23 protein-coding genes and 1 pseudogene are annotated in these 22,905 nt (G+C 65.6%); 9 read left to right on the plus strand and 15 right to left on the minus strand.

Features of this window, described 5'->3' with window-relative positions; all coding sequences use genetic code 11:
• Positions 1-79 precede the first annotated feature (79 nt).
• The gene (locus tag EOA79_RS15265; RefSeq protein ID WP_066997354.1) at positions 80-370 is read right to left on the minus strand and encodes a muconolactone Delta-isomerase family protein; all 291 of its coding nucleotides are present in this window, start codon (positions 368-370) and stop codon (positions 80-82) included.
• 116 nt (positions 371-486) lie between these two features.
• Here EOA79_RS15265 and EOA79_RS15270 point away from each other — a divergent pair, with 116 nt between their 5' ends.
• Positions 487-1,377: a LysR substrate-binding domain-containing protein gene (locus EOA79_RS15270; RefSeq protein WP_127335522.1), complete on the plus strand. Its 891-nt coding sequence runs from the start codon at positions 487-489 to the stop codon at positions 1,375-1,377.
• A 70-nt stretch (positions 1,378-1,447) separates the two neighbouring features.
• On the opposite strand, the gene EOA79_RS15275 is transcribed toward EOA79_RS15270, so the two are convergent.
• The gene (locus tag EOA79_RS15275; RefSeq protein WP_066997348.1) at positions 1,448-2,059 is read right to left on the minus strand and encodes a TIGR00730 family Rossman fold protein; all 612 of its coding nucleotides are present in this window, start codon (positions 2,057-2,059) and stop codon (positions 1,448-1,450) included.
• Positions 2,060-2,175: 116 nt separating this feature from the next.
• Between EOA79_RS15275 and EOA79_RS15280 the strand changes: the two genes are divergently transcribed.
• The 4 genes from EOA79_RS15280 to EOA79_RS15295 all read left to right on the plus strand — a co-directional run bounded on the left by EOA79_RS15280 (position 2,176) and on the right by EOA79_RS15295 (position 6,625).
• A complete protein-coding gene (locus EOA79_RS15280; protein ID WP_095823661.1) occupies positions 2,176-3,771 on the plus strand; it encodes a LysM peptidoglycan-binding domain-containing protein in 1,596 nt (531 codons plus the stop codon).
• A 140-nt stretch (positions 3,772-3,911) separates the two neighbouring features.
• Positions 3,912-4,259 carry a metalloregulator ArsR/SmtB family transcription factor gene (locus EOA79_RS15285; protein ID WP_095823660.1) on the plus strand — a complete coding sequence of 116 codons (348 nt, stop codon included), beginning with the start codon at positions 3,912-3,914 and terminating at the stop codon, positions 4,257-4,259.
• A gap of 7 nt (positions 4,260-4,266) precedes the next feature.
• Entirely contained in the window at positions 4,267-6,150 is a 1,884-nt protein-coding gene (locus tag EOA79_RS15290) for an ABC transporter ATP-binding protein/permease (protein ID WP_095823659.1), read from the plus strand.
• A 133-nt stretch (positions 6,151-6,283) separates the two neighbouring features.
• Positions 6,284-6,625 (plus strand): antibiotic biosynthesis monooxygenase, encoded by a 342-nt coding sequence (locus EOA79_RS15295; RefSeq protein WP_095800091.1) that lies wholly within the window; start codon positions 6,284-6,286, stop codon positions 6,623-6,625.
• On the opposite strand, the gene EOA79_RS15300 is transcribed toward EOA79_RS15295, so the two are convergent.
• Entirely contained in the window at positions 6,604-6,822 is a 219-nt protein-coding gene (locus tag EOA79_RS15300; RefSeq protein WP_245322286.1) for a hypothetical protein, read from the minus strand. The two genes, EOA79_RS15295 and EOA79_RS15300, sit on opposite strands and share 22 nt — an antisense overlap.
• A 32-nt stretch (positions 6,823-6,854) precedes the next feature.
• Between EOA79_RS15300 and EOA79_RS15305 the strand changes: the two genes are divergently transcribed.
• Both EOA79_RS15305 and EOA79_RS15310 read left to right on the plus strand, forming a co-directional pair.
• Positions 6,855-7,655, plus strand: a complete 801-nt coding sequence (locus EOA79_RS15305) for a phosphatidylserine decarboxylase (protein WP_280950673.1) — start codon at positions 6,855-6,857, stop codon at positions 7,653-7,655.
• Positions 7,656-7,730: 75 nt separating this feature from the next.
• The gene (locus tag EOA79_RS15310; RefSeq protein WP_245299656.1) at positions 7,731-8,474 is read left to right on the plus strand and encodes a phosphatidylcholine/phosphatidylserine synthase; all 744 of its coding nucleotides are present in this window, start codon (positions 7,731-7,733) and stop codon (positions 8,472-8,474) included.
• Positions 8,475-8,701: 227 nt separating this feature from the next.
• Here the strand turns inward: EOA79_RS15310 and EOA79_RS15320 are convergent, their stop codons facing one another.
• Together EOA79_RS15320 and EOA79_RS15325 are read right to left on the minus strand one after the other, a co-directional pair.
• The gene (locus tag EOA79_RS15320) at positions 8,702-10,924 is read right to left on the minus strand and encodes an AMP-binding protein (protein WP_067321220.1); all 2,223 of its coding nucleotides are present in this window, start codon (positions 10,922-10,924) and stop codon (positions 8,702-8,704) included.
• Between the two features lie 300 nt (positions 10,925-11,224).
• Complete coding sequence (locus EOA79_RS15325; RefSeq protein WP_067321223.1) at positions 11,225-11,632, minus strand: 4-oxalocrotonate tautomerase family protein; 408 nt, start codon at positions 11,630-11,632, stop codon at positions 11,225-11,227.
• Positions 11,633-11,744: 112 nt separating this feature from the next.
• Here EOA79_RS15325 and EOA79_RS15330 point away from each other — a divergent pair, with 112 nt between their 5' ends.
• Complete coding sequence (locus EOA79_RS15330; RefSeq protein ID WP_095823657.1) at positions 11,745-12,599, plus strand: LysR substrate-binding domain-containing protein; 855 nt, start codon at positions 11,745-11,747, stop codon at positions 12,597-12,599.
• 148 nt (positions 12,600-12,747) lie between these two features.
• On the opposite strand, the gene EOA79_RS15335 is transcribed toward EOA79_RS15330, so the two are convergent.
• The 4 genes from EOA79_RS15335 to EOA79_RS15350 form a co-directional block, all read right to left on the minus strand.
• Positions 12,748-13,647, minus strand: coding sequence for a DMT family transporter (locus EOA79_RS15335; RefSeq protein WP_082954141.1), 900 nt, complete (start codon positions 13,645-13,647; stop codon positions 12,748-12,750).
• Positions 13,648-13,702: 55 nt separating this feature from the next.
• Entirely contained in the window at positions 13,703-14,599 is an 897-nt protein-coding gene (locus EOA79_RS15340; protein WP_067001357.1) for a DMT family transporter, read from the minus strand.
• A 141-nt stretch (positions 14,600-14,740) separates the two neighbouring features.
• Positions 14,741-16,243 carry a peptidase S10 gene (locus EOA79_RS15345; RefSeq protein ID WP_095823656.1) on the minus strand — a complete coding sequence of 501 codons (1,503 nt, stop codon included), beginning with the start codon at positions 16,241-16,243 and terminating at the stop codon, positions 14,741-14,743.
• A gap of 119 nt (positions 16,244-16,362) precedes the next feature.
• On the minus strand, positions 16,363-16,839 hold the full coding sequence (locus EOA79_RS15350) for a VOC family protein (RefSeq protein WP_095800086.1): 477 nt from the start codon (positions 16,837-16,839) through the stop codon (positions 16,363-16,365).
• Positions 16,840-17,078: 239 nt separating this feature from the next.
• On the opposite strand from EOA79_RS15350, the pseudogene EOA79_RS33580 reads away from it, so the two are divergent.
• A pseudogene (locus EOA79_RS33580) lies at positions 17,079-17,177 on the plus strand (OsmC family peroxiredoxin); the annotation flags it as partial.
• An 88-nt stretch (positions 17,178-17,265) separates the two neighbouring features.
• On the opposite strand, the gene EOA79_RS15360 reads toward EOA79_RS33580, so the two are convergent.
• The 6 genes from EOA79_RS15360 to radA all read right to left on the minus strand — a co-directional run bounded on the left by EOA79_RS15360 (position 17,266) and on the right by radA (position 22,847).
• Positions 17,266-17,490, minus strand: coding sequence for a hypothetical protein (locus tag EOA79_RS15360; protein WP_067001363.1), 225 nt, complete (start codon positions 17,488-17,490; stop codon positions 17,266-17,268).
• A gap of 130 nt (positions 17,491-17,620) precedes the next feature.
• Complete coding sequence (locus tag EOA79_RS15365) at positions 17,621-18,262, minus strand: hypothetical protein (RefSeq protein WP_067330239.1); 642 nt, start codon at positions 18,260-18,262, stop codon at positions 17,621-17,623.
• 76 nt (positions 18,263-18,338) lie between these two features.
• Positions 18,339-19,082, minus strand: a complete 744-nt coding sequence (locus tag EOA79_RS15370; protein ID WP_067001369.1) for an SDR family NAD(P)-dependent oxidoreductase — start codon at positions 19,080-19,082, stop codon at positions 18,339-18,341.
• Between the two features lie 27 nt (positions 19,083-19,109).
• Entirely contained in the window at positions 19,110-20,591 is a 1,482-nt protein-coding gene (gene purF, locus EOA79_RS15375) for an amidophosphoribosyltransferase (RefSeq protein WP_095800085.1), read from the minus strand.
• A gap of 129 nt (positions 20,592-20,720) precedes the next feature.
• Positions 20,721-21,401, minus strand: coding sequence for a CvpA family protein (locus EOA79_RS15380; RefSeq protein WP_095823655.1), 681 nt, complete (start codon positions 21,399-21,401; stop codon positions 20,721-20,723).
• A 27-nt stretch (positions 21,402-21,428) separates the two neighbouring features.
• Positions 21,429-22,847 (minus strand): DNA repair protein RadA, encoded by a 1,419-nt coding sequence (gene radA / locus EOA79_RS15385; protein ID WP_128293079.1) that lies wholly within the window; start codon positions 22,845-22,847, stop codon positions 21,429-21,431.
• Between the last annotated feature and the right edge of the window lie 58 nt (positions 22,848-22,905).

Consider the following 22,905-nt stretch of genomic DNA (forward strand, 5'->3'; position numbering starts at 1 on the left):
GGGCGGGCCTTTTGCGTCGCTTCCTTGGTCGCTCATAGGTGCTGCCGGGTGAGCGGCAGCACCTCTCTTCATCCCGGTCTCAACGCTTCGGGCCGAAGCCGGGATAGGGATTGAGCGGCACGATCGCCGCGATGTCCATCATTCCGGCCTCGACCAGCGGCAGGGTGGCGAGATGGCCGCGCACCTCCTTGTCGTCGGCAGCCTCGAACATCATGCCGCTGCCGGGGATGTCACCGCGGTTCCAGACCTGGCGCACGGCGCCTTGCGCATAGAGCGTGCGCCGCTGCTCGGCTTCGCCCGGAAGCAGCGGCGCGAAATCGCTATCGCTGAACTTTTCGGTGTTGCGGGTGAGAAGGGCAAAGAACTGCATGGCGGGCTCCTTTGTGGCCGGTTGATGCGGAAGATATCGCGCCGGCTGGTCAGACTGTCCAAGACTGATTAGGATAAAGTTCAGATCTTGAAGGACTTAAATCATAGAGACGCAGAATGCTCGACCTGCGGCAGATCCGCTATTTCGTCGCCGTCGCCGAGGCCGGCAATGTCGGCCGGGCCGCCGAGCAGTTGCATATCTCGCAGTCCCCTTTGAGCCGGCAGATCATGCAGCTCGAGGAGCAACTCGGCGTCACGCTTTTCGAGCGATCGAAGCAGCGCGTCCGTCTCAACGCCGAGGGCAGGGCTTTCCTTGCCGAGGCGCGCGCTCTGCTCGTCAATGCCGCGCGGCTGGAGGAGCTCGGCCGCAAGCTTGCAAGCGGCGCTACCGGGAGCCTCGCCATCGGCTACGTCGAGGGGGCGGTGCATGCCGGGCTGATCGCTGCGATGCTCAGGGAATTCCGCCGCGAGCGGCCGGATTTTCATCTGCAACTGAGAAACCGCCGCACGGCCGCGCAGTTCGAGGATCTGCGCCAGCGCGTGCTCGACCTCGGATTCGTCTACGCGCCGACGCCGCAAGGCGATCCGGATATCGAGAGCATGCTGGTGCGGCGCGAACCGCTGGTGCTGGCGATCCCCGAAGGCGATCCGCTTGTCGATGCGAGCGACATCAGGCCCCGCCATCTTGACGCCCGCGTCTGGATCACCGTCGTGCGCCAACCCGATGACACCAACCGCGCGCAGTTCCTGGCGGCCTGCATGGAGGCCGGTTTCGTGCCCGACATCGCCTACGAGACGGCCGATCCCTTGACCTCGCTCGGCCTAGTCAGCGCCGGGCTGGGCCTGGCGACGGTACAGGAAAGCCTGCAAAGCGCTGCGCCGGCCGGCATCGTCTTTCGCGACCTGCCATGGTTCAAGCGCAGCGTTGAAATCCATCTCGCCTGGCGGCGCAATGACCGGAGGGCGGTGATTGAGGATTTGAGGAGGACGGTGAACGGTGAATGGTGAATAGCGAATAGTTACTATCTGGCGGTGGACAGATTTCGGCTCGCGCGATCCGCACTATTCACCATTCACCTTACATTTTGTCGATCACCGCCTGCACACCTTCCGTCGGCGCGTCGACCGACGAGCCCGCCACCATGATGGCGGCGACGATGGCCTCGGGGTCGTTGACCACCAGCGGCTTCACCCTATGTGCGGTGTGGATGAAGCCTTCGCCCGACATGTGCTCGATGAGCGCCAGCATCGGGTCCCAGAAGGCCTTGATGTTGGCGAACACGATCGGCTTGCGGTGATGGCCGAGTTGCGCCCAGGTCATGATCTCGACGATCTCCTCGACCGTGCCGATGCCGCCCGGCAGCGCCACGAAGGCGTCGGATTTCTCGAACATCCTGTGCTTGCGCTCGTGCATGTTGTCGGTGATCACCAGCTCGTCGAGCTTGTCGAGAGCGGTCTCGGTCGCCTCCTTGTTGATCAGGAAGCGCGGGATGATGCCGGTCACCTTGCCGCCGGCCTTGAGTGCCCCGTCTGCGACGGCGCCCATGATTCCCTTGGTGCCGCCGCCATAGATCAGGCGCAGGCCGGACTTCGCCAGCGAGCGGCCGAGCAGGTGGCCGGCCTTGACATAGGCCTCGTCGCGGCCCGGAGACGAACCGCAATAGACGCAGACGGATCGAATCGTGTTCATGTCATGATTGGTGATAGGGACGGTTGGCGCGGTCAAGCCCAAGGACGGGCTTTTTCTTGTGAGCTTGGTGAAAACACGCTAGACCGGCGTTAGGTGGCTAAGGGGCAGAAAAGATTATGGCTATCAATTCTTCCAAGGCGTTTTTGTTCGCGGCGGGCGGCGTTGCCGTCGTCGCGGCGGTCGCCTACGGGTCGGGCGCGCTCGACCCATACATCAACAAGCAGAATCCGCCGCAGGTCGCGTCGCTGCCGCAGGCAGGCACGAAGCCGGCCGAATTCTCAAGCACCTCCACCGAGGCGCGCGTACCGCAGGCGCAAGCCCCGGCCAATACAATGGCGCCGGCCAACAACAAGATGGCGCCGGCCAACAAGATGGCGCCCGCCAACAATGCAATGGCGCCTGCCAACAACGCGACGGCCCCGGCGGAATCCGCCCCGGCCGCTCAGGCGCCGGCCGCCGCAGGACCCACACTGCCAACCTTCGATGTCGTGCGCGTCGAAGGCAATGGCTCGATTGTCGTCGCCGGCAGCGCGGCGCCCAATGCCAAGGTCGAGGTCCTGAACGGCGGCACGGTGCTCGGCTCGACCGATGCCGGTCCCGACGGCGCCTTCGCCATCGTGCTCGACGATCCGCTGAAGCCCGGCGACTACACGATCACGCTGCGCTCGACCGCTGGCGGCGTCGCAGTCGCCTCGGCGCAGACCGCCGTCGTCTCAGTGCCGCAGAGCCCGACCGGCCAGGTGCTGGCGATGGTCGAGGAGCCGGGCAAGCCGTCCGAATTGCTGACCATTCCGCAGCCCGCGGCCAAGCCGGAGGCACCTGCCGCCACCGGTCAGGCAGCCGCCCCGGATGCGCAGGCCCCGGCCGCAACCGCGCCGGCGGCGTCTGCCCCGGCGGCGGCGCCGGCTGAAACGGCACCGGCAGCTACGGATCAGGCTTCGGCTCCCGCGACCCAGAACGCCGCTGCAGACGAGCCGAAGATCGCCGTCGAGGCGGTTGAGATCGACGGCGGCAAGATCTTCGTCGCGGGCAGGGCCGATCCCGGCCGCAAGGTGCGCGCCTATGCCGACGATGTCCTGCTTGGCGAGGCGAAAACTTCGCCTGACGGCCATTTCCTGATCGAGGCGGCGCGCGACATTCCGATCGGCAACCATACCATTCATGTCGACGGCCTTGCCGACGATGGCGATAAGGTCGTCGCCCGTGCCGCTGTTCCGTTCGAACGCGAGCCCGGCGAGTCGATTGCCGCCGTCGCGCCCAACCAGGCCAAGCCCGCCGACAGCAAGCTCGCCCAGGGTGCGGGGTCCCAGCCCGCAGAGGCAAAGTCCGGGGCGGCCAATCCCGCCGAGACGACGGCGCCGGCCACCGCTACCACCGAAGCGGGCAAGCCCGCCGCGACCGCCGACACGTCGGCCGAGGTCGCCGAAGCGAATCCTGCGGCCGACGTGCCTGAAACCATGGCGCCGAAGCTCGAACACGCCGATGGAGCCGTCATCATCCGCCGCAACGATACGCTCTGGCGCATCTCGCGGCGCGTCTATGGCCATGGCGTGCGCTACTCGACCATCTATCTCGCCAACCAGGATCAGATCCGCAATCCCGACCGCATCTGGCCCGGTCAGGTCTTCAAGGTCCCCGGCAAGTCGAAGGAAGGCGAGCCGGCCGACATGAAGGCCATGGGTGACCAGATGACGGCGCCAAAGACGGAGTAAGAGCGTAATCCCCCCTCGTGGGGGAGATGCCCGGCAGGGCAGAGGGGGCGCTGTCCCGCCAGCGTTTTTGACACTTCCTACCGTGCTACCCATCCGCCTGGCTTGCCCTCTCATCCTCCATCGTTTATCGGCGATGAACGATGACCGAATCCCTATCCGTCAACCGCGCCCTCAATAGCCGAGCCCTTGACAGCCGCGGCATCGCCACGCGGTTCGCGGCGCTGTCGCATCCGGCACGCATCGAGATCCTGAAGCATCTCTCGGCCAGTCGCTGCTGCTCCTGCCGCGAGGTGGTCGATCATCTCGATCTCGCCCAGTCGACCGTTTCGCAGCATCTGAAGATCCTGGTCGAAGCAGGGCTCGTCCGCTTCGAGGCGGATCGCCAGCGTTCACGCTACGCGGTGGACCGCGCTACGCTCGCCGAGGTCTCGGCGTCGCTCGCGGCCCTGGTCGATTCCTGCTGCGGCGAAAGCATGAAAGAAAGCTAAGAACAAAATGGCCGACAAGACCGTCTCCGCCGAAACCGGCACCCTCACCACACTGCGCAATCTGTGGCCCTATATGTGGCCGGCCGACCGTGCCGACTTGAGAGCCCGCGTCACCTGGGCGACGCTGCTTCTCGTCGTCGCCAAGGTCACCCTGGTCGCCGGCCCCTATTTCTTCAAATGGGCAACCGATGCGCTCGCCCACGCCTCGAAGACGCCGCCGCCGCTGCCCGCCTTCATGCTCGCGCCGGTGATGCTGGTCATCGCCTATAATGTGCTGAGGCTGGTCCAGCTCGGCTTCAACCAGCTGCGCGACGCGCTGTTTGCCCGCGTCGGCCAATATGCGGTGCGCCAGCTTGCCTTCCGCACCTTCGTCCACATGCACCAGCTGTCGCTGCGCTTCCATCTTGAACGCCGCACCGGCGGTCTGTCGCGCATCATCGAGCGCGGCACCAAGGGCATCGAGACGATCGTGCGCTTCGTCATGCTGAACACGGCGCCGACCATTCTCGAATTCGCGCTGACGGCCGGCATTTTCGCCTACACCTATGGCTGGAAATACGTCGCCGTGGTCGCGGTCACGGTGTGGATCTATGTCTGGTTCACAGTCAAGGCCAGCGACTGGCGCATCTCGATCCGCCGCGACATGAACGACAGCGACACCGACGCCAATACCAAGGCGATCGACTCGCTCTTGAATTTCGAGACGGTCAAATATTTCACCAATGAGCGCATGGAAGCCGAGCGCTTCGACCGCTCGATGGCGCGTTATGAAACCGCGGCCACCAAGACCTGGACCTCGCTCGGCTGGCTTAACTTCGGCCAGGGTCTCATCTTCGGCCTCGGCACAGTCATCGTCATGTGCATGTCGGCGCTCGAGGTGCAGGCCGGCACGCAGTCGGTCGGCGATTTCGTCTTCATCAACGCCATGCTGATGCAGCTTTCGGTGCCGCTCAACTTCATCGGCTTCATCTATCGCGAAATCCGCCAGGGTTTGACCGATATCGAGCACATGTTCGACCTGCTCGACGTGCCCCAGGAGATCGTCGACAAGCCGGACGCCAGGTCGTTGAAGGTGAGTGCCGGCAAGGTCGAGTTCCGCGACGTGCACTTCTCCTATGATGCGAACCGCAAGATCCTGAAGGGCGTCTCCTTCGAGGTGCCGGCCGGCAAGACGGTCGCCATCGTCGGCCCCTCCGGCGCAGGCAAGTCGACTATCTCCAGGCTTCTGTTCCGCTTCTATGACGTGCAGCGCGGCCAGGTGCTGATCGACGGCCAGGACATCCGCGACGTCACCCAGGAGAGCCTGCGTGCGGTGCTCGGCATGGTGCCGCAGGACACGGTGCTCTTCAACGACACCATCGCCTACAACATCCGCTACGGCCGCGTCGGCGCCAGCGAGGAGGAGGTGAGCAAGGCCGCCGAGCTTGCCCAGATCGGGCCGTTCATCGAAAAACTCCCCGACGGCTACCGCTCGATGGTCGGCGAGCGCGGCCTGAAACTGTCGGGCGGCGAGAAGCAGCGGGTCGCGATCGCCCGCACGATCCTGAAGGCTCCGCCGATCCTGATGCTGGACGAGGCGACCTCGGCGCTGGACACCCAGACCGAGCAGGAGATCCAGGCGGCGCTGGACCTCGTCAGCAAGGGCCGCACCACCCTTGTGATTGCCCACCGGCTGTCGACAGTGATTTCGGCCGACGAGATCATCGTGCTGAAGGACGGCCAGATCGCCGAGCGCGGCACCCACGCCGCGCTCTTGCGCCAGCAGGGCCTCTACGCCTCGATGTGGGACCGCCAGCGCGAAGCCACCGAAGCCGAGGAGCGCCTGCGCATTGCGCGTGAAAGCGACGAGTTCGGCGTGATCGTACGGAGAAGGACGTCGGAGGTGAGCTAGCGCCTCTTCCTTCTCCCACAAGGGGAGAAGGAGAAGTCGGCGCAAAATCCCCTTGACCTCAACCTAGCTTGAGCTTGCAAACCGGCTCCGAACCCCTGCGAAGCAAGCCTTCCAAGAACGGAGACCGATCGAAATGAGTAATAAAGATCAACGCGCTGGCAGCGTGTTCCGGGTCGACAAATTCGTCGTGCCGGCGGAAGCGCGCGACGAGATCCTCGGCAAGGTCAGGATGACGCACGAATTGCTGCGCCAGCAGGACGGCTTCGTGCAGGACTTCCTGCTCGAGCAGTTCTCCGGCCCCGGCGAATTCAACATCGTCACCATGGTCGAATGGGAAAGCCAGGCCGCGGTCGACAACGTCGTGCCGATCGTCAAGGCCGCGCACGAGAGCATCGCCTTCAGCCCTCAGGCAACGATCGCCCGCCTCGGCGTCAAAGCGGATATCGCGCACTATCAGCGCGTGCCGGAGGCGTAAGACGGCCAGCCCGCGCCGGGTGCAGGCGCGACGACGCCCAGTACCTGGCCGGTGCGGGCGTCGCCGACCATGTTCTCGAAGCCGCGCCATTCGGCGGCGGTGATGAACAGCGTCCTGCCGTCGGCACCGCCCAACATGTAGGCAAAGCAGCCCCGATCGACCTCGACCTTGTCGATTTTCGCACCGCCCTCGCGCACCCTGACACAGTGCCGGCGCTAAAACCACAGCTATGAGTCCACGGCCTCGCTCTTCCTCTCCCATTGTTGCGTTGCGGGGAGGGGGGCTTTCGGCTATTGAGGCCGGACCTGAAACAGGGACCGCCCCAAGCCCTATGACGCTTCTCGATACGATCAAGAATACGTTCGTTCCGATCCATCGCGAGGGCTATCCCTTCATCGCCGCCTTCGGCGCGGCCACGCTGTTCCTCGGCTATTTCTCCTCGATCCTGTTCTGGCTCGGGCTGATCCTCACCGGCTGGTGCATCTATTTTTACCGTGACCCAGAGCGCGTCACGCCGGTCGACGACCGGCTGGTGGTCAGCCCGGCCGACGGCATGGTTTCGGCGGTCGGGCCCGCCGTGCCGCCGCGCGAGCTTGGCCTGGGTACGGGCGAAATGACCCGTATCTCGGTGTTCATGAATGTCTTTTCCTGCCACATCAACCGCGCGCCGGTGCGCGGCAGGATCACGCGCATCGAGCACCGTCCGGGCAAATTCCTCAATGCCGAGCTCGACAAGGCAAGCTCCGAGAACGAGCGCAACGGCCTGGTCATCGACAGCCCCAACGGCACCGTCGCCGCCGTGCAGATCGCCGGCCTTGTGGCGCGCCGCATCGTCTGCTGGGCCGAGCAGGGCGGCTCGATCGGCATCGGCGAGCGTTTTGGCCTGATCCGCTTCGGCTCCCGCGTCGACGTCTTCCTGCCGTCGAACGCCGTGCCGCGCGTCGCCGTCGGCCAGACGGCGGTAGGCGGCGAGACGGTGCTTGCCGAGTTCGGCGGCGCGGCGGTCGCCCCGCTGGTCAGGATTTCCTGAGCGGTGGGCGCGCCTTTCAAGAAGTTCGAGGCACACGCCAGCGGCGGCCCGCGCATCCGCGAGATCCCGATGCGCATGGTGCTGCCCAATCTGGTGACCGTTCTTGCGATCTGCGCCGGCCTTTCCGGCATCCGCTTCGCCTTCGAGGACCGCTTCGAGCCGGCCGTCGTCATGGTGCTGCTCGCAGCCTTCCTCGACGGCATCGACGGCCGCTTGGCGCGCATGCTGAAGGCGACCTCGAAGTTCGGCGCGCAGATGGATTCGCTGGCCGATATCGTCAATTTCGGCGTCGCGCCAGCGCTGGTGCTCTATGCCTTCCTGCTCGACCGCGCCGGCTCGCCGGGCTGGATCGCGGCACTCCTGTTCACCATTGCCTGCGGCATGCGGCTCGCCCGCTTCAATGTGCTGGCCGACGACACCGACCAGCCGGCCTGGCAGACCGAGTATTTCGTCGGCGTCCCGGCGCCGGCGGGCGCGGTGCTGGTCATGCTGCCTTGCTATCTCTACTTCCTGCGGCTCGGCCTGGAACCGACCCGGGGGGCGGCCTTCGTTGCCTCTGGCTTCACCGTGCTCGTCGCCTTCCTCTTGGTCAGTCGCCTGCCGGTCTATTCGGGCAAGAGCGTCAAGGTGCCGGGAGACAGAGTGCTTCCGGTCATCCTCGGCGTGGTGCTCTACATCCTGCTGTTGATGGCCTATCCCTGGTACACGCTGACCGCCTCGGTCGCCGGCTACCTCGTCTTTCTGCCGTTTTCGGTGCGCGCCTATTCGAAGCGGGCCATGCGCGAAGGCGAGAAGGTGCCGCCTTCGGATATCGGCTGAACCCGCTCGAGAGGCGCGACTTCGAGCCGCCGAGTTCCTTCGCGCCTCCCTCTGTCCTGGCGAACATCTCCCCACTTGGGGGAGAAATTGGCAGCTTCGTTCAAGCCGCGTATCCTGCAACGATGCTGATTGGCGAAAGCCGAGAGGGCATCTGATCTCCCCCCGTGTGGGGGAGATGTCCGGCAGGACAGAGGGGGGCGCTGTCCCGCCAGCGCTTGCGATACGGCCTAAGCCGCTACCCCCAATCCCAGCCGGTCGATCGCCAGCTTCCGCGCCGACACGTAATCCGTCTTGCCGGAACCCAGCACCGGGATTTCTTCCACCTTGATGATGTCATTGGGCACCATCAACTCGGCCGCGCCGGCCTTCTTGCCGAACTGGCGCAGCTCTTCGGCATTGGCATCGTCGGCCGTGGTGACCAGCACGATGCGCTCGCCGCGCCTTTTGTCGGGCACCGCCACCGCGGCATGGCGCTGTTCCGGCCATAGCGACTGCACCAGCATCTCGACCGCACCCAGCGACACCATCTCGCCGGCGATCTTGGCAAAGCGTTTTGCCCGCCCGCGGATGGTGATGAAGCCGTCGCGGTCGACCGAGACGATGTCGCCGGTGTCGTGCCAGCCCTCGAGCGGCTGCAACTCGCCGGGGCGGTCGGCGGTCATGTAGCCCATCATCATGTTCGGCCCGTCGAGCCACAGCCGGCCGCCCTCGCTGATGCCCTCGACCGGCTCAAGCTTCATGCGGATCGCCGGCAGCAGCCGGCCGACCGTGCCGTCGCGATTGTGGATGGCGGTGTTCACCGCCACCACTGGCGCCGCCTCGGTCAGCCCAAAACCTTCGATGATCGATGCCTGGAAACGGTCGCGGTAGGTGCGCCTTGTCTCGGGCTTTACCGCTTCAGCGCCGGCAACAACGAAACGCAGGCTGGAGAAATCGCCGTCCTTGGCAGTGCGGGCATAGTTGGCGAGGAAAGTGTCGGTGCCGAACATGACGGTCGGCTTCACCTTGCGCGCGATCTCCGGAATGATCTTGTAGTGCAGCGGCGAGGGATAGAGGAACAGTTTCACGCCGGTTACCAGCGGCAGGATAGTGCCGCCGGTCAGCCCGAACGAATGGAAGACGGGCAGCACGTTGAGCAGGATATCGGCCGGGGAGATCGTGATGCGCGCCTCGGCCTGCATGGCGTTGGCGAGAAGGTTGCGGTGCGACAGCACCACCGCCTTCGGCGTTCCTTCCGAGCCCGAGGTGAACAGGATCACCGCTGGTTTCGACGCCTGCTGCCGCTGCAGCGGAAAACGCCAGAAAAGCGCCGCCGCGACCTTGTCGAGCAAGGTCACGCTCTCGCGCACATCCTCCAGCCATAGCATCTTGGCGCCGCCCGCCTCGACGGCGGTGACGATGTCGTCGATGGCGGCCTTCTCGATGAACGCGCGAGAAGAGACCACTGTGCGAATGACCGCCGTGCGGATCGCGGCGGTGACGCTCGCCGGGCCGGCGGTGTAGTTGATCATCGCCGCGATGCGGGCCGCCGAGATAAGCCCGACAAAGGAGAGCACAATGCCATTGGCATTGGGCAGGAGCAGGCCGACCGCTTCGCCGGGCGCCGTCACCGCCTCGAAGCGGCGGCCGAGCACGCGCGCGCCGATGAACATCTTGCGATAGCTGAGCGCGCCCGAAATCACGTCCTCGATGATCGGATGCGAGGCACCGACGCGATCCGCCGCGTCGCGCATGGCCAGGAACAGGCCGCGGTCGAGATTGCTGCCGTAGAGCCGCGCCTCGGCAAACCGGTCGAACAGGGCGTTGGTGTTCGACGCCATGTCGGGGTTGCGAGCCACCAGCTCGGCCACGGTCATCGGTTCCAGCACGCTGAGCGACAGGCGCGGGAACCAGTGACGCGGCGCCTTGTCGGCCGGCGTCAGCGACATCGGCAGGTCGCGCGCACCGGCGACGAAGATCGGCACGATGCGGGCGTCGGCCTGCATGGCGATGCGGGTGATGGCGCGGAACAGCCGGAACGACTTGACGTCCGGTTCGACGTCGTCGGGCAGATAGACCGCAAGCCGGCCCTTGCCCTTCAGCACGCGCACCAGCCGCCGGCTGACGAAGAGATGTTCGGCATTGAAGGCGATGGTGCGGGCAAGCTCGCGCCACGGCTCCAGCCAGGGCGAGCGGGCCGAGGCCTCGTCCAGAATGTGCAGCGTGTCGTCCGGCAAGAGCGACAGCATCAGCGCCGGCTCGATGCGCGATTGGTGCGAAACGACATAGATCACCGGCGTGCGGGCATTGCGGGCAATGCGGATGCGGTCGTCGGCAATACGGTAGGCGAGCTTGAACGGCACGTAGAGCAACGCCTGGGTAAAGCGCAGATCGAGCCGGAACCTTTCGATCACGCCAATCAGCAGCCAGGCAAAGACAAGACCGGCAAGCAGCGCCAATGTCAGGATCATGCCGCTCTCTCCCAACGTCCTCCACGGTGCGGCTCTTGCGCGGCCGCTTCGGTGGCAGAAGGTAGCGGAAGTGGGGGCAAGGTCAATGTGGGGCTGGTAGGGCGCTCCCTTCTCCCCTTGCGGGAGAAGGTGGCCGAGCGAAGCCCGGACGGATGAGGGTATTGGACGGATCGCTTCGCTGGATATGTAAGTGCCTGAAAGCAATCGATTCTTCCAGGCCTTCTTCCAAAACCTCTCATCCGTCTCGACGCTGCGCGCCGACCCACCGTCTCGCACAGGGGAGCGGGGAAAGGCGTGCCGCTACGCCACCTTCAGTCTCCCGCTGATGAAGCGGAACTCCTGGCTCTTGCCGCCAAAGCCGTAGGCCGCCGCCGGAACCTCATGCACCAGCGCGTAGCTTTCCTCATGGACGCCGCCGAGCAGGCGGCCGAAGGCGTCGAAAATCGCCTTGAGATACGCTTCGAGCTCGAGCTTGGTGTTGGTGCCGTCCACCACCTTGATGTCGAGCCAGAAGGTGCTCGTGCCATGCTCGGCCAGCGACTTGCCGCCGGCGAACCAGTGCTGCGGATCGACGTAGCTGATCGCAACCGCGGTGATGGTCGGGTCCTTGCGCAGTTGCGTGGCCGTAATCTCGGTGATCTCCTTCGCGATCGCGGCGGAACCCTTTGCGTCGGGCTCGCCGGTGACGCTGACATTGATGATCGGCATTTTTCTCTCCTTCGCTCTGACGGCTTCGCGCCGCCGATGAAGGGACCATGCCACTAGCCATGCGACAAAAAAATCGAATTGTTTTTGACAATTACTTCGATATTATCGAATTATGGAAACTCTCGATCCCGACCTGCTCAAAACCTTCCTGGCCTTCGTCGATGGTGGCTCCCTGGCCAGGGCGGCGTCCGCTGTTGGCCGCTCCCCATCCGCCGTCACGGCGCAGATGCAGCGGCTGGAGGAGGTCGTCGGCGAGCCGCTGCTTGCGCCCCAGGGACGTGGGCGCGGGCTGACGCCTGCCGGCGAGGACCTTGTCGGTCATGCCAGGCGCATCCTTGCCGTCCACACCGAGGCCTGGCTGGCGCTGAAAGGCGCGCGCGTCGGCGGCCGCATCGCCATCGGCACCACGCAGGACTTTGCCGATCATGGCCTGCCGGAGCTGTTGCGCGCCTTCGCCGCCAGCCATCCGCGCGTCAGGATCGAGCTGCGCGTCGGCCGCTCCGTGGAGCTCGGGTCAGCCTTGCAGGCGGGCCAGCTCGACCTTGCGATCACCATGCGCCATGCGCCTTCCCCGGATGAAGCGTTCCTGATCAGCGAGCCGATGCTGTGGCTCTGCTCGGAAAAAGGCTTGGCGACGCGGCAAGACGTGGTGCCGCTGGCGCTGCTCGATCCCTATTGCGGCTTCAGGGAGGCTGCTCTCAATGCACTCGACGCCGCCGGCCGCCGCTACCGCATCGCTGCCGGCAGCTCCAGCCTTGCCGGCCTGCGCAGCGCGGTCAATGCCGGCATCGCGCTGACGCCGCGCACCCGGCGTCTGGCCCATTCCGGTATCGTGGAAGCGTCCCCTGATCTCGACCTGCCGCCGCTGCCTATGGCCGGCTTTGCCATCCGGCTCGGCCGCGAGGCGGCTCGTCCGGCGCGGGATCTCGCGGAGCTTCTGGGCACCGGCCTGGCGCTGCCGCCCTGAACGGCCAGGAACGCCCAAAGAAAAAGCCGACCTTTTTGCGGGTCGGCTTCTAGTCGGACGGGTCGAGGGGTTTGGGGGGACTTGGGGGGTGACCCGTCGATCTAACAATGCCTGAGTCGAGTGATGGTTCCGTGACCGCAAAAAAAATTTACGAACGCGTCGATTTGGCTCTCGACCAGTCGCGTGCGGCGTGCGCGAAAACCGCGCAAAGCACGATCGCGCCGCCGACGATGCTGGCCAGCGGTGGGAATTCGCCGAGGAACAGCAAGGCGAACAGGATGGCGAACGGCACTTCGGCCGAGCCGAGCAGGCCGGATTCGGCGGCGGGGATAAGCCGCGAACCTTCGGTCCACAGGATCGAGGCCAGCGCGAAGGAGCAGCCGAAGGTGGCAAGCAGCACCATATCGCGGGTCGAAACGGCAACCGGGTCGGTGACGAACCAGCCGAGGACGAAGAGCAGGAAGGCCGACACCGCGCCGGCCCAGACGACGGGCGAGTCGCGAAAGGCGCGCACCATGATCATGTAGAGCGCGCTGCCGGTGGTCATCAAAAGCGCCAGCCCGTCGCCGAACAGGTGGCCGCTGCCAAAGCCGCCGCCCACCATGACGGCGACGCCGCATAGCGACACGGCCGCCGCCAGCATCGTCTGTAGCCGGAATTTTTCCCGCACCAGCAGCAAGGCAAGCAGTGCGGCTATGAAGGGTGAGGTGGCGTAGATCACCGCGACATTGGCGACATAGGTGTATTTGAACGCCGCGATGAAGGCGATGCTGGCGGCAGCCCCCTCGACCGCAAGCAGCCAGCCGCGCCAGCCGAGCCTGAGGCTCTCGCGCCCGCCCGAGCGGCGGCGGCGCCACAGCACGTAAAGAGCAATCAGGATCGAGCCGAAGAAGCCGCGCCAGCAGGTGATGGTCAGCGGATCGGCATGGATCGACTTGGTCAGCACGCCGGTGAGCGCGAAGGCGACGGCCGAGGCCGAGACTAGCACCACGCCCAGCATGCGCTCGGCTGTGGCGTCGGCGGTGCCCTTGGCAAGCTTTTCAGGCATGTCGACCGTATCCGTCATGGTACCAGACTATGCCGCTCGTGCTGACAGCCTTCTGTCATGAGTCCTCGACCCGTTTGCGGAAACGCTCGTTGCCGACGATCAGCAGGCCGGCGCCGATGATCAAAGCCGCGCCCATGAAAACTTCGGTTCTCGGCACGTCGCCCCAGATGGCGAAGCCCAGCGCAAACGCCCAGACCAGCGAGGTGTATTCGAATGGCGCCACGATCGACACCGGCGCTCGTTTCATGCCTTCGAACAGCATGTATTGCGCGACGCCGCCGAGCGCGCCGACGCTCATGAGAAGCATGAGCTGCGGCGCGTCGGGCATGCGCCACCAGATCAGCGCCGGCACTGCCGAAAAAAGCAGGAAGTAGAAATTGTTGAGCACCAGCTGGATCGTCGTGCGCTCCTGCATCGCGGTCTTGCGCAAGAGCACCACGGCGATGCCCCACAAAAGCGCTGCCGCCAGCACAAGCAGCACCGGCACGGAGAAGCCGAGACGCGCCGGGTCGCAGGCGATGAAGACGCCAACGAATCCGACGAACACCGCCGCCCAGCGCAAGAGCGGCACGGTCTCGCCCAGCATCACCACTGAAAGCACGGTGACGATGATCGGCGCGGCGTAGTAGATGGTGGTGAGCTCGGCGAGCTGCAGCGAGCGTGCCGCGTTGTAGTAGCAGAGCCAGGCCGCGAGCGTGAACGCGCTGCGCACCAGCATCGGCCGCACGATGGGCGAGCTTACCGTGTCGGCGAACAGCGTCCGTCCGCCGATCGCGCCGCAGGCGGCAAGGACGGTGACCGAGCGGAAGAACATGATCTGCCACACTGTCATGCCGGCCACCAACAGCTTGATCGAGGCGTCCTGCGCCGAAAACAGGAAATAGGCGGCCGCGGTGAACAGGATGCCGGCCAGCACCCTTTCGCGGCTTTCGAGGACGACGACATCGGCCATGCGGTATCGATTTGCCAGCGTGGAGGCGGCTCCGCCCTATCGGATCCACTTCTGCCAGCTATACGGGCGAAAGCTTCTACCGCGCTGTTCCAGCGCGGCGCTTGCGTTGGGGCAGAGCCCTCGTGGCCGATCGAGAAGCGCTTACTGCGTCGCCTGGTAGAGCTCGGAGGCTGCCTCCTTCAGCGCGCGCCTTCCGTCGGGCCTGAGGTACATCATGTGGCCGCCCTCCACGACATCGAGCCGGATCGGTTTGGCGTCGGCGAGCGAGGGAAGCTGGTTCACCAGATAGCGCGAAGCGAGATAGGGCGTCACCAGGTCGGTATAGCCGTTGACGATGACCACGCCGAGCGAGGGGTTGAGCGAACGCGCCCGCTGCAGGTCGTTCATCGCCCCGGCATAGCCTTGCCCCGAGGTGCCGTACTCCCAATTGCGACTGATCTCGCCGTTGAGCAGCCGGTAGCTGACATCCGTGCGATAATTCAGTTCGTTACGGGCGTAAGCGACAAAGGCCGAGGTCAGCACCGGCACACTGCGGTCAAGCACCGGGTCCGGGCCTTCTATGCGGGCGCTGCCCGGCGAGATATCGGCGGTGCTGATCGTGGCATCGTAAGGGCTGAGCACCTTGCCCTTGGCGCGCTGGAACTCGCGGGTGAACAGGCCGGTAGGGACACGGGCGAAATTGCGCTCGACGAGATCGAGCGGCAGGCCGGTGATTTCCGCCACGCGCCCGCTGGCGAGCTTGCCGCCTTGCTCCAGCCCGCTGGCGAGAGCCGTCAGATAGTCGCCAAGCGCATAGCGTTCGACCTCGGCCAGCCTGTCGCGCAGCGCCTCGCCGCTGACGCCGTCGGCGCGAAGCCGCACCGCCGCCAGCGAAGGCAGTTCGAGCGCCCAGTGCAATTGATCGAATTGGTCCGGCCGCACCAGCATGAACTCCAGCGCCGGCGAGATCAGCACGATGCCGGAGGGGCTCAAGCCGACATCCTCCTGCAGCGTCCTGGCGAGCAGCGCGGCGCGAAAGCCGCCATAGCTTTCGCCGGCGAGGAAGAGCGGTGAAGCGGTGCGGCCGTTCTGCGCCAGATAGAGCCGTATGAAAGCGCCGACCGAGCTGGCGTCCTGGTCGACGCCCCAGAACCCTTTCGTGTCCTGGCCCGGCGCTTCGCGGCTGTAGCCGGTGCCGACCGGATCGACGAAGACGAGATCGGTCATGTCGAGCCAACTGTCCGGATTGTCGATGAGCCTTTGTTGCGGCGGCAGGAATTGGCCGTCGGCAGCGGTCGCAACGATGCGCGGGCCAATCGCGCCGAGATGCAGGTAGGCGGAGGCCGCGCCCGGCCCGCCGTTGAAGACGAAGGTGATCGGCCGCTCTTTGGCCGGGGCAGGCGACTGCTGCGTGTAGGCGACGTAGAAGATCTCGGCCGTGACCTCGCCCTTGCCGGAAAGCAGCGACAGCGTGCCGGCCTTGGCCTGGTAGTCGAGCTTGCGCCCGCCAAGGGTGATCGAATGCTCGGTGACCTGCGGCGGCGGCAAAAGCGACAACACGCCGCCGGCCGGCGCCGGCCGTTCAGGTGTTTCGGCGCCGACTGGCTGCGCAAAGGCTGTGAGCGCCAGGAGGATGAAGGGCAGGAGCTTCAACTTGGACCGCATGCGACCTCCGCGGGAATGACCCCCGCAAAGGTATGGCCGGGGCGGCCGAAGTCAAAGGGGATAGGCTTGGCGCTGCGTTGGAACTTCGATCTCTCCCGTCGCGGGGGAAATTGGCAGCTTCACCCCCCAAACGCTCGCTCCAGCGCCGCGACATCGATCTTCACCATGCCCAGCATCGCCTCGGTGGCGCGTTTGGCGCGTTCGCGGTCGGGATGTGCGGCCATGTCGCCGAGGATTTTTGGCACGATCTGCCAGGACAGGCCCCAGCGGTCCTTCAGCCAGCCGCATTGCTCGGGCTTGCCGCCATTGCCGAGAAAGGCGTTCCAGATGCGGTCGATCTCGGCCTGGTTATCGAGCTCGACGAGGATCGAGAAGGAATGGTTGAACGGATCGAGCGGACCGGCTTCGAGCGCGACGAAATTCTGGTCGTCGAGCACGAATTCGATGATCTTGACGCTGCCGGCGGGGCCGCTCGGATTGTCCGCCGGCACATCGGTCGTGCGGCCGATCGCTGAATTGGGAATGGTGGCGACATAGAATTCCACCGCTTGCCGCGCGTCCTTTTCGAACCACAGATGCGAGGTCACCTTGGCCATGCTGGATCTCCTTCCTGTCTGGCAACGGCCCAAGGACGATCGAGTTTCGCTCGACCCGACAGGGTATCTCGCTTTCGAGTTTGGAAATCGGCGACGGTGTCGTCCGATGCCCGGCGGGGCAGAGGCGCGCTGTCCCGCCAGCATCTCCGTGCTGTCAAGGCACCGAAAACTGCGGAAGGGATGCAAATGGACGCCACCGCATCTGCAGGCACCGCTGAAGGAGGCTCGACCAGGTCAAGGCGCTGATCACACTCGGGGCCAGAGGCAGGCTCGACGGTCAGTTGATCGCCTGCAAGGTGGAGGCGCTTGCGGTGGCGGAACCCCATTCGGCGACAGGAGCCGGCGCGCCACGCGCGACGACCCCTTCCGGCCGCTTCCCGGCCACTTCCTCCTCACAAGGGCTCACGAGGGGGAGATCAGCTGGCGCTACTGTGCCGATGGCACTTCCGCATCCCCTTCGTCGGTGAAAGGCGAGGCGCTCGGCACGCACTGCACGGCCCAACCCTGCGGCGTCGGTTGCTTCTGATATTCGGCAATCGCGTTGGTGCACTGTTCGCGGGTGTCGAAGGTGCTGGGCAGCACCGCCATGCCGCCCTGCGGGCCGGCGATCACAAGATACCAGACCAACGCTACGCTGGGGGTGGCAGCCATGGGAATTCCTCTTTGCTGGATGTCGGAGTCGGGTCGATGCTAGCAACTCCCAGCAAATGGCGAAAGCAGGGCGGCGGCATACGCTCCCCCGCCCTGGTCACAGACCCGTGAACGACCGCTGGCCGGACGCTTATTCGACAGCGAAGCAGTAGAACAGGCCGTCGCCGCCCGTGCCTCTCAGCGCCTCCTGGCTGCAGCCGCCGCGCGAAGCATGTGAGGAATTCCACGACTTCGCCGCGGCCGATTCGTCGAGGCCGACTCGGTCGTGATGGCCCGTCATGGCTGCCCCTTCCGCGCCGCTCATCGTCCAGTCGCCGCAGGTCTGGTCGGCGATCTTGGTGCCATCGGGCTTGGAGCCGGTCAGCACGTCGTGGCGGTTGGGCTTGTCGCCGCGGCCGTTGACGACTTCGCCCTTCTCGGTAAGCGCCGTCTGCTTGCTGATGGCGTTGGCGTCGCTGTGCAGCGAGGCGACGTCGTCGGCGATCTTCTCGCCCTTGGCATTGAACCAGGGACCCTTGCCGATGCGGTCGCGCGCATCCTCGGCGCTGGAGGAGAGATAGGCGTGCCAGGTCTTGCCGGTGACACCGGCCGCTTCTGCCAGCGAGGCGCAATGCGCGTCCGCACCCTTGAGGCCGCCGAGATCGGCGCCCTTGCCGGAGCCGACGCTGGTGACGAAGAAGCTCATCTTGGCGTCTTGCGACAGGGCCGCGCCTGCCGTGGCGGCGAGTGCGGCGGTAATGGCGGTGGCGGCAACGAGAAGAAGTCTGCGCATGTCGGTCCTCCGGTTTCGAATGTTCTACATTCGAAGAACGTAGCGGGAGGCCTGTTTCATCCGCCTTGAGGCAGGTTTATTCCGGTTGCCGATAGGCGACGAAACGGTTGTGCCTGGCCTGGAAGATCAGCCCGGTTTCCTTCAAGTCCGGGCTTGCCAGCGGCACGATGCGTTTGGCGATCTCGGACGGATGCGGCAGCGTCTCGGGATCCTCGCCGGGCATGGCCTGAGCGCGCATTGCGGTGCGGGTGGCGCCCGGATCGGCGGCGTTGACCCGAAGCGGCAGGCTCTCGGTCTCATGCGCCCAGGAGCGCATCATCGTCTCCACCGCGGCCTTGGAAGCCGCGTAGGGCGCCCAGAAGGCGCGCGCCGAGTGCGCCGCGTTGGAGGACATGATGATCGCGCGTCCGGCGTCGGAGAGCCGAAGCAACGGATCGACCGAACGGATCAGGCGCCAGGTCGCGGTGACGTTGACGGTCATTACCTTATCGAAGGTTTTTGCTTCGACATGGCCGATCGGCGAGATCACCCCGAGTATACCGGCATTGGCGACCAGGATGTCGAGCTTTCCCCAGCGCTCGTGGATCGCGCCGCCCAGCCGGTCGATGCCCGCCATGTCGGCGAGGTCGAGCGGCACCAGCGTGGCCTGTCCGCGGCCGTCGGCCTTGATCGCATCGTCAAGCTCTTCCAGCCCGCCGACGGTGCGGGCGACCGCGACGACATGCGCGCCGGCGGCAGCCAGTTCCCTGGCGATGAAGTAACCGATGCCGCGCGAGGCGCCTGTGACGACCGCGACGCGGCCGGAAAGGTCGAGGGTCATGTGAGGGATTCCGTGGGGTGGACCGGCTTACGACCCGCCGCTCGCCAGCAGCGACAGCGTGCGCACGTTGTCGTGGCCTTCGAAGTCGAGCAGGCGGGTAGGATACTGGCCGGTGAAGCAGGCGTCGCAGAATTGCGGCTGGTCGTTGTCGCGGCGCGCCTCGCCGACGGCGCGGTAGAGCCCGTCGATCGACAAAAACCCGAGCGAATCGACGCGGATGAACTCGGCCATCTCCTCGACCGACATGCGCGATGCCAGAAGCTTCGATTTCTCCGGCGTGTCGACGCCGTAGAAGCACGATGCGCTGGTCGGCGGCGATGCGATGCGCATATGCACCTCCTTCGCGCCGGCGTCTCGCACCATCTGCACGATCTTTTGGCTGGTGGTGCCGCGCACGATGGAATCGTCGACCAGCACCACGCGCTTGCCCTCGATCATGCGGCGGTTGGCGTTGTGCTTGAGCTTCACGCCCATGTGGCGGATGGAATCGCCCGGCTGGATGAAGGTGCGGCCGACATAGTGGTTGCGGATGATGCCAAGCTCGAAGGGAATGCCCGCGGCCTGGCTGAAGCCGATCGCGGCCGGCGTGCCGGAATCCGGCACCGGCACGACGATGTCGGCCTCGACCGGGTTTTCCTGCGCCAGCTCCGCGCCGATGCGCTTGCGGACCTCATAGACGTTGCGGCCCTCGACCGAGGAATCCGGCCGCGCGAAATAGACATATTCGAAGATGCAAAAGCGGGTCTTCTGCGGCTCGAATGGGAACAGGCTCTCGATGCCCTTGGAGGTGATGACCACCATCTCGCCCGGCTTGATGTCGCGCACGAAACGAGCGCCGATGATGTCGAGGGCGCAGGTTTCCGAAGCGAGTATCCAGGCGCCGTCGAGGTCGCCGAGCACCAGCGGACGGATGCCGAGCGGATCGCGGCAGCCGATCATCTTCTTGGCCGTCATCGCGACCAGCGAGAAGGCGCCCTCGACCTGACGAACGGCGTCGATGAAACGCGAGTTCAAATCGCGCTCCTTGCTGGTGGCGACCAGATGCAGCAGCGTCTCGGTGTCGGAGGTGGAGGAGAAGATCGAGCCCTGTTTCTGCAATGCGCGCTGGACGGTGAGCGCATTGGTGAGGTTGCCGTTATGGGCGACGGCAAGGCCGCCTTCGGCCAACTCGGCGAAGAAGGGCTGGATGTTGCGCAGGCCCGCGCCGCCGGTGGTGGCGTAGCGGGTGTGGCCGATGGCGCGGTTGCCCTGCAGGCGATCGATGACGTTCTGTTTGGTGAAGGTGTCGCCGATCAGCCCGACATGACGCTCGACGTGGAACTGGGTGCCGTCATAGGAAACGATGCCGGCGGCTTCCTGACCGCGATGCTGGAGCGCGTGAAGCCCGAGTGTGACGATGGCTGCCGCGTCCTGCCGGCCGAAAATGCCGAACACGCCGCATTCGTCATGGAAATGGTCATCGGCCTCGGCGGAAAGGACTTTGCCTGCGTCTGCCGTTGAGTCTGCCATCTGGGGCTCAAGCTCCGCTAAAACCGCCATATAAGGCGATCGCTCATCGAACGCAACGCATGCGATGCCGCATCCATAACATGCCCCAGGCCAGTGCCGGAACTGGCCTGGTTTCAGTTTGCCGGCGCCTCAGTTTGCCGGCGCCGGGGTGGCGGGAGCCGGGGCGGGGGCTGGAGCCGGCTCATTGTCGGCCGGCGCTGCGCCTTCGCTGTCGTCGGGCGCCGTCGCGCTGTCGTCGCCGGTCGCCGGCGGTTCGGCCGCGGGCTGGTCGGTGGTCGCCGGCGCGCCGGCCTGGGGCGTGCCCTTACGCGTGTATTTGTTGACCAGCTCTTCCGTGTTCTCGGGCAGCACGCTTTCGAGCTTGGCGCCGATCGTCTCGAGCAGCGTCCGCGACTTGGCGTTGGCAACCCAGGCGGGCGCCTTGGCGCCGGCCAGCCAGTTGAAGAACAATAGCGCCACCGCGACGACCAGGATGCCGCGCGCCGCGCCGTAGAGGAAACCGAGCGTGCGATCGAGCGCGCCGATGCGCGAATCGATGATCCAGTCGGCGATCTTCATGGTGATCACCGAGACGACGATCAGCGCGATGACAAAGACGATGCCGGCCGCCGCGGCCATGGCGATCTTGTCGTTGTCGACATAGGGCTGAACGTAGGGCAGGACCGGCTTGTAGAAGAAGAAGGCCGCCGCCGCCGCCGCTGCCCACGACACCACCGACAATACTTCGCGGGAAAAGCCGCGCACCATGGCAAGCATCGCTGAGACCAGGGTGAAGCCGACGAGAATTCCGTCAAGCAGCGTAATCGGCATGTCTTTCGCCCCACATCATGAGCTGCATCACTCCCCCTCGTCGGCGCGACTGCGCCGTGAGCCGGCTATGCGCGCCACCAGGTCGGCAAGCTCGGTGGGTTGGAAAGCGCCGGCCGCGATTCCCCCGGCCCCATTACCGCCAACGACTTCCTCGCTGCCGAGCGGCAGCACCGCGCTTCCGAAACCCAGCTTTTCGGCCTCTTTAAGGCGCTGCTGCGCATGCGCAACCGGCCTTACCGCGCCCGAAAGGCTGATTTCGCCGAAATAGACGCAATCGGCGGGAAGGGCAAGACCGGTGAGCGACGAAACCAATGCTGCGGCGCCCGCGAGATCGGCCGCCGGTTCCGAGATGCGGTAGCCGCCGGCGACATTGAGATAGACGTCGTGCTGGCCGAAGCGGACGCCGCAATGCGCTTCCAGCACCGCCAGCACCATGGAGAGCCGCGCGCCGTCCCAGCCGACGACGGCGCGGCGCGGCGTGCCGAGCGAAGAGGGCGCCACCAGCGCCTGGATCTCGACCAGCACCGGCCTTGTGCCTTCCATGCCGGCGAAGACGGCGGCGCCGGGCGACTTCGCATGCCGCTCGCCGAGGAACAGCTCGGATGGATTGGCGACCTCGCGCAGGCCCTTGTCCGACATCTCGAAGACGCCGATCTCGTCGGTCGGCCCAAAGCGGTTCTTCACCGTGCGCAGGATGCGGAAGTGGTGGTTGCCTTCGCCCTCGAAATAGAGCACGCCGTCGACCATGTGCTCGACGACGCGCGGGCCGGCGATCTGGCCTTCCTTGGTGACATGGCCGACGAGCACGATCGCGGCGCCGGTGGATTTCGCATAGCGGATCATCGCCTGGGCGGCCGCGCGCACCTGGGTGACCGTGCCGGGCGCCGAATCGGCAAGATCGGTCCACAGCGTCTGGATGGAATCGAGGATCACCAGGTCCGGCCGCTTGCCGTCGGCGATTGTCGCGAGGATGTCCTCGACATTGGTCTCGGCGGCGAGTTCGACCGGCGTCGAGGCGACACCCAGGCGCTGAGCACGCAGCCTGATCTGCGCGACAGCTTCCTCACCCGAAACATAGACGATGCGGTGGCCTTTCGAGGCCAAAGCGGCTGCGGCCTGCGTCAGCAGCGTCGACTTGCCGATGCCGGGATCGCCGCCGACCAGAAGGGCGGAGCCGCGCACGAAGCCGCCGCCGGTGGCGCGGTCGAGCTCGCCGATGCCGGAGACGATGCGCGGCGCGTCCTCGATGTCGCCGGAGAGGCTGGTGAGCACCACGGCGCGGCCCTTGCGCACATTGCGGGTGTTGGCCGGCCCCGAGCCGATGCCGCCCGCGGTGCCTTCCTCGACCAGCGTGTTCCACTCGCCGCAGGCGTCGCATTTGCCGGCCCAGCGCTGATGCACCGAGCCGCAATTCTGACAGATGAACTGAACGCGCGATTTGGCCATTAGCGTTGGGCCGATCGCAAATTTTCGAAGGCCGGCGTTCCCGCCCACCCCCCTCTGG

It is taken from the genome of Mesorhizobium sp. M1A.F.Ca.IN.020.03.2.1 (genome assembly GCF_004023205.1).
Taxonomy (GTDB): Bacteria; Pseudomonadota; Alphaproteobacteria; order Rhizobiales; family Rhizobiaceae; genus Mesorhizobium.

Excerpts from the sequence above, each read along its gene's own strand:
- EOA79_RS15295 (WP_095800091.1), top strand. The coding sequence starts at position 6,284 with ATGAGTAATAAAGATCAACGCGCTGGCAGCGTGTTCCGGGTCGACAAA.
- EOA79_RS15340 (WP_067001357.1), bottom strand. The coding sequence starts at position 14,599 with ATGGCCGATGTCGTCGTCCTCGAAAGCCGCGAAAGGGTGCTGGCCGGC.
- EOA79_RS15370 (WP_067001369.1), bottom strand. The coding sequence starts at position 19,082 with ATGACCCTCGACCTTTCCGGCCGCGTCGCGGTCGTCACAGGCGCCTCG.
- EOA79_RS15280 (WP_095823661.1), top strand. The coding sequence starts at position 2,176 with ATGGCTATCAATTCTTCCAAGGCGTTTTTGTTCGCGGCGGGCGGCGTT.
- EOA79_RS15325 (WP_067321223.1), bottom strand. The coding sequence starts at position 11,632 with ATGCCGATCATCAATGTCAGCGTCACCGGCGAGCCCGACGCAAAGGGT.
- EOA79_RS15285 (WP_095823660.1), top strand. The coding sequence starts at position 3,912 with ATGACCGAATCCCTATCCGTCAACCGCGCCCTCAATAGCCGAGCCCTT.
- EOA79_RS15335 (WP_082954141.1), bottom strand. The coding sequence starts at position 13,647 with ATGCCTGAAAAGCTTGCCAAGGGCACCGCCGACGCCACAGCCGAGCGC.
- EOA79_RS15270 (WP_127335522.1), top strand. The coding sequence starts at position 487 with ATGCTCGACCTGCGGCAGATCCGCTATTTCGTCGCCGTCGCCGAGGCC.
- EOA79_RS15290 (WP_095823659.1), top strand. The coding sequence starts at position 4,267 with ATGGCCGACAAGACCGTCTCCGCCGAAACCGGCACCCTCACCACACTG.
- purF (WP_095800085.1), bottom strand. The coding sequence starts at position 20,591 with ATGGCAGACTCAACGGCAGACGCAGGCAAAGTCCTTTCCGCCGAGGCC.
- EOA79_RS15330 (WP_095823657.1), top strand. The coding sequence starts at position 11,745 with ATGGAAACTCTCGATCCCGACCTGCTCAAAACCTTCCTGGCCTTCGTC.
- EOA79_RS15310 (WP_245299656.1), top strand. The coding sequence starts at position 7,731 with ATGGTGCTGCCCAATCTGGTGACCGTTCTTGCGATCTGCGCCGGCCTT.
- EOA79_RS15350 (WP_095800086.1), bottom strand. The coding sequence starts at position 16,839 with ATGGCCAAGGTGACCTCGCATCTGTGGTTCGAAAAGGACGCGCGGCAA.
- EOA79_RS15365 (WP_067330239.1), bottom strand. The coding sequence starts at position 18,262 with ATGCGCAGACTTCTTCTCGTTGCCGCCACCGCCATTACCGCCGCACTC.
- EOA79_RS15380 (WP_095823655.1), bottom strand. The coding sequence starts at position 21,401 with ATGCCGATTACGCTGCTTGACGGAATTCTCGTCGGCTTCACCCTGGTC.
- EOA79_RS15345 (WP_095823656.1), bottom strand. The coding sequence starts at position 16,243 with ATGCGGTCCAAGTTGAAGCTCCTGCCCTTCATCCTCCTGGCGCTCACA.
- EOA79_RS15275 (WP_066997348.1), bottom strand. The coding sequence starts at position 2,059 with ATGAACACGATTCGATCCGTCTGCGTCTATTGCGGTTCGTCTCCGGGC.
- EOA79_RS15265 (WP_066997354.1), bottom strand. The coding sequence starts at position 370 with ATGCAGTTCTTTGCCCTTCTCACCCGCAACACCGAAAAGTTCAGCGAT.
- EOA79_RS15320 (WP_067321220.1), bottom strand. The coding sequence starts at position 10,924 with ATGATCCTGACATTGGCGCTGCTTGCCGGTCTTGTCTTTGCCTGGCTG.
- radA (WP_128293079.1), bottom strand. The coding sequence starts at position 22,847 with ATGGCCAAATCGCGCGTTCAGTTCATCTGTCAGAATTGCGGCTCGGTG.
- EOA79_RS15305 (WP_280950673.1), top strand. The coding sequence starts at position 6,855 with ATGAGTCCACGGCCTCGCTCTTCCTCTCCCATTGTTGCGTTGCGGGGA.
- EOA79_RS15360 (WP_067001363.1), bottom strand. The coding sequence starts at position 17,490 with ATGGCTGCCACCCCCAGCGTAGCGTTGGTCTGGTATCTTGTGATCGCC.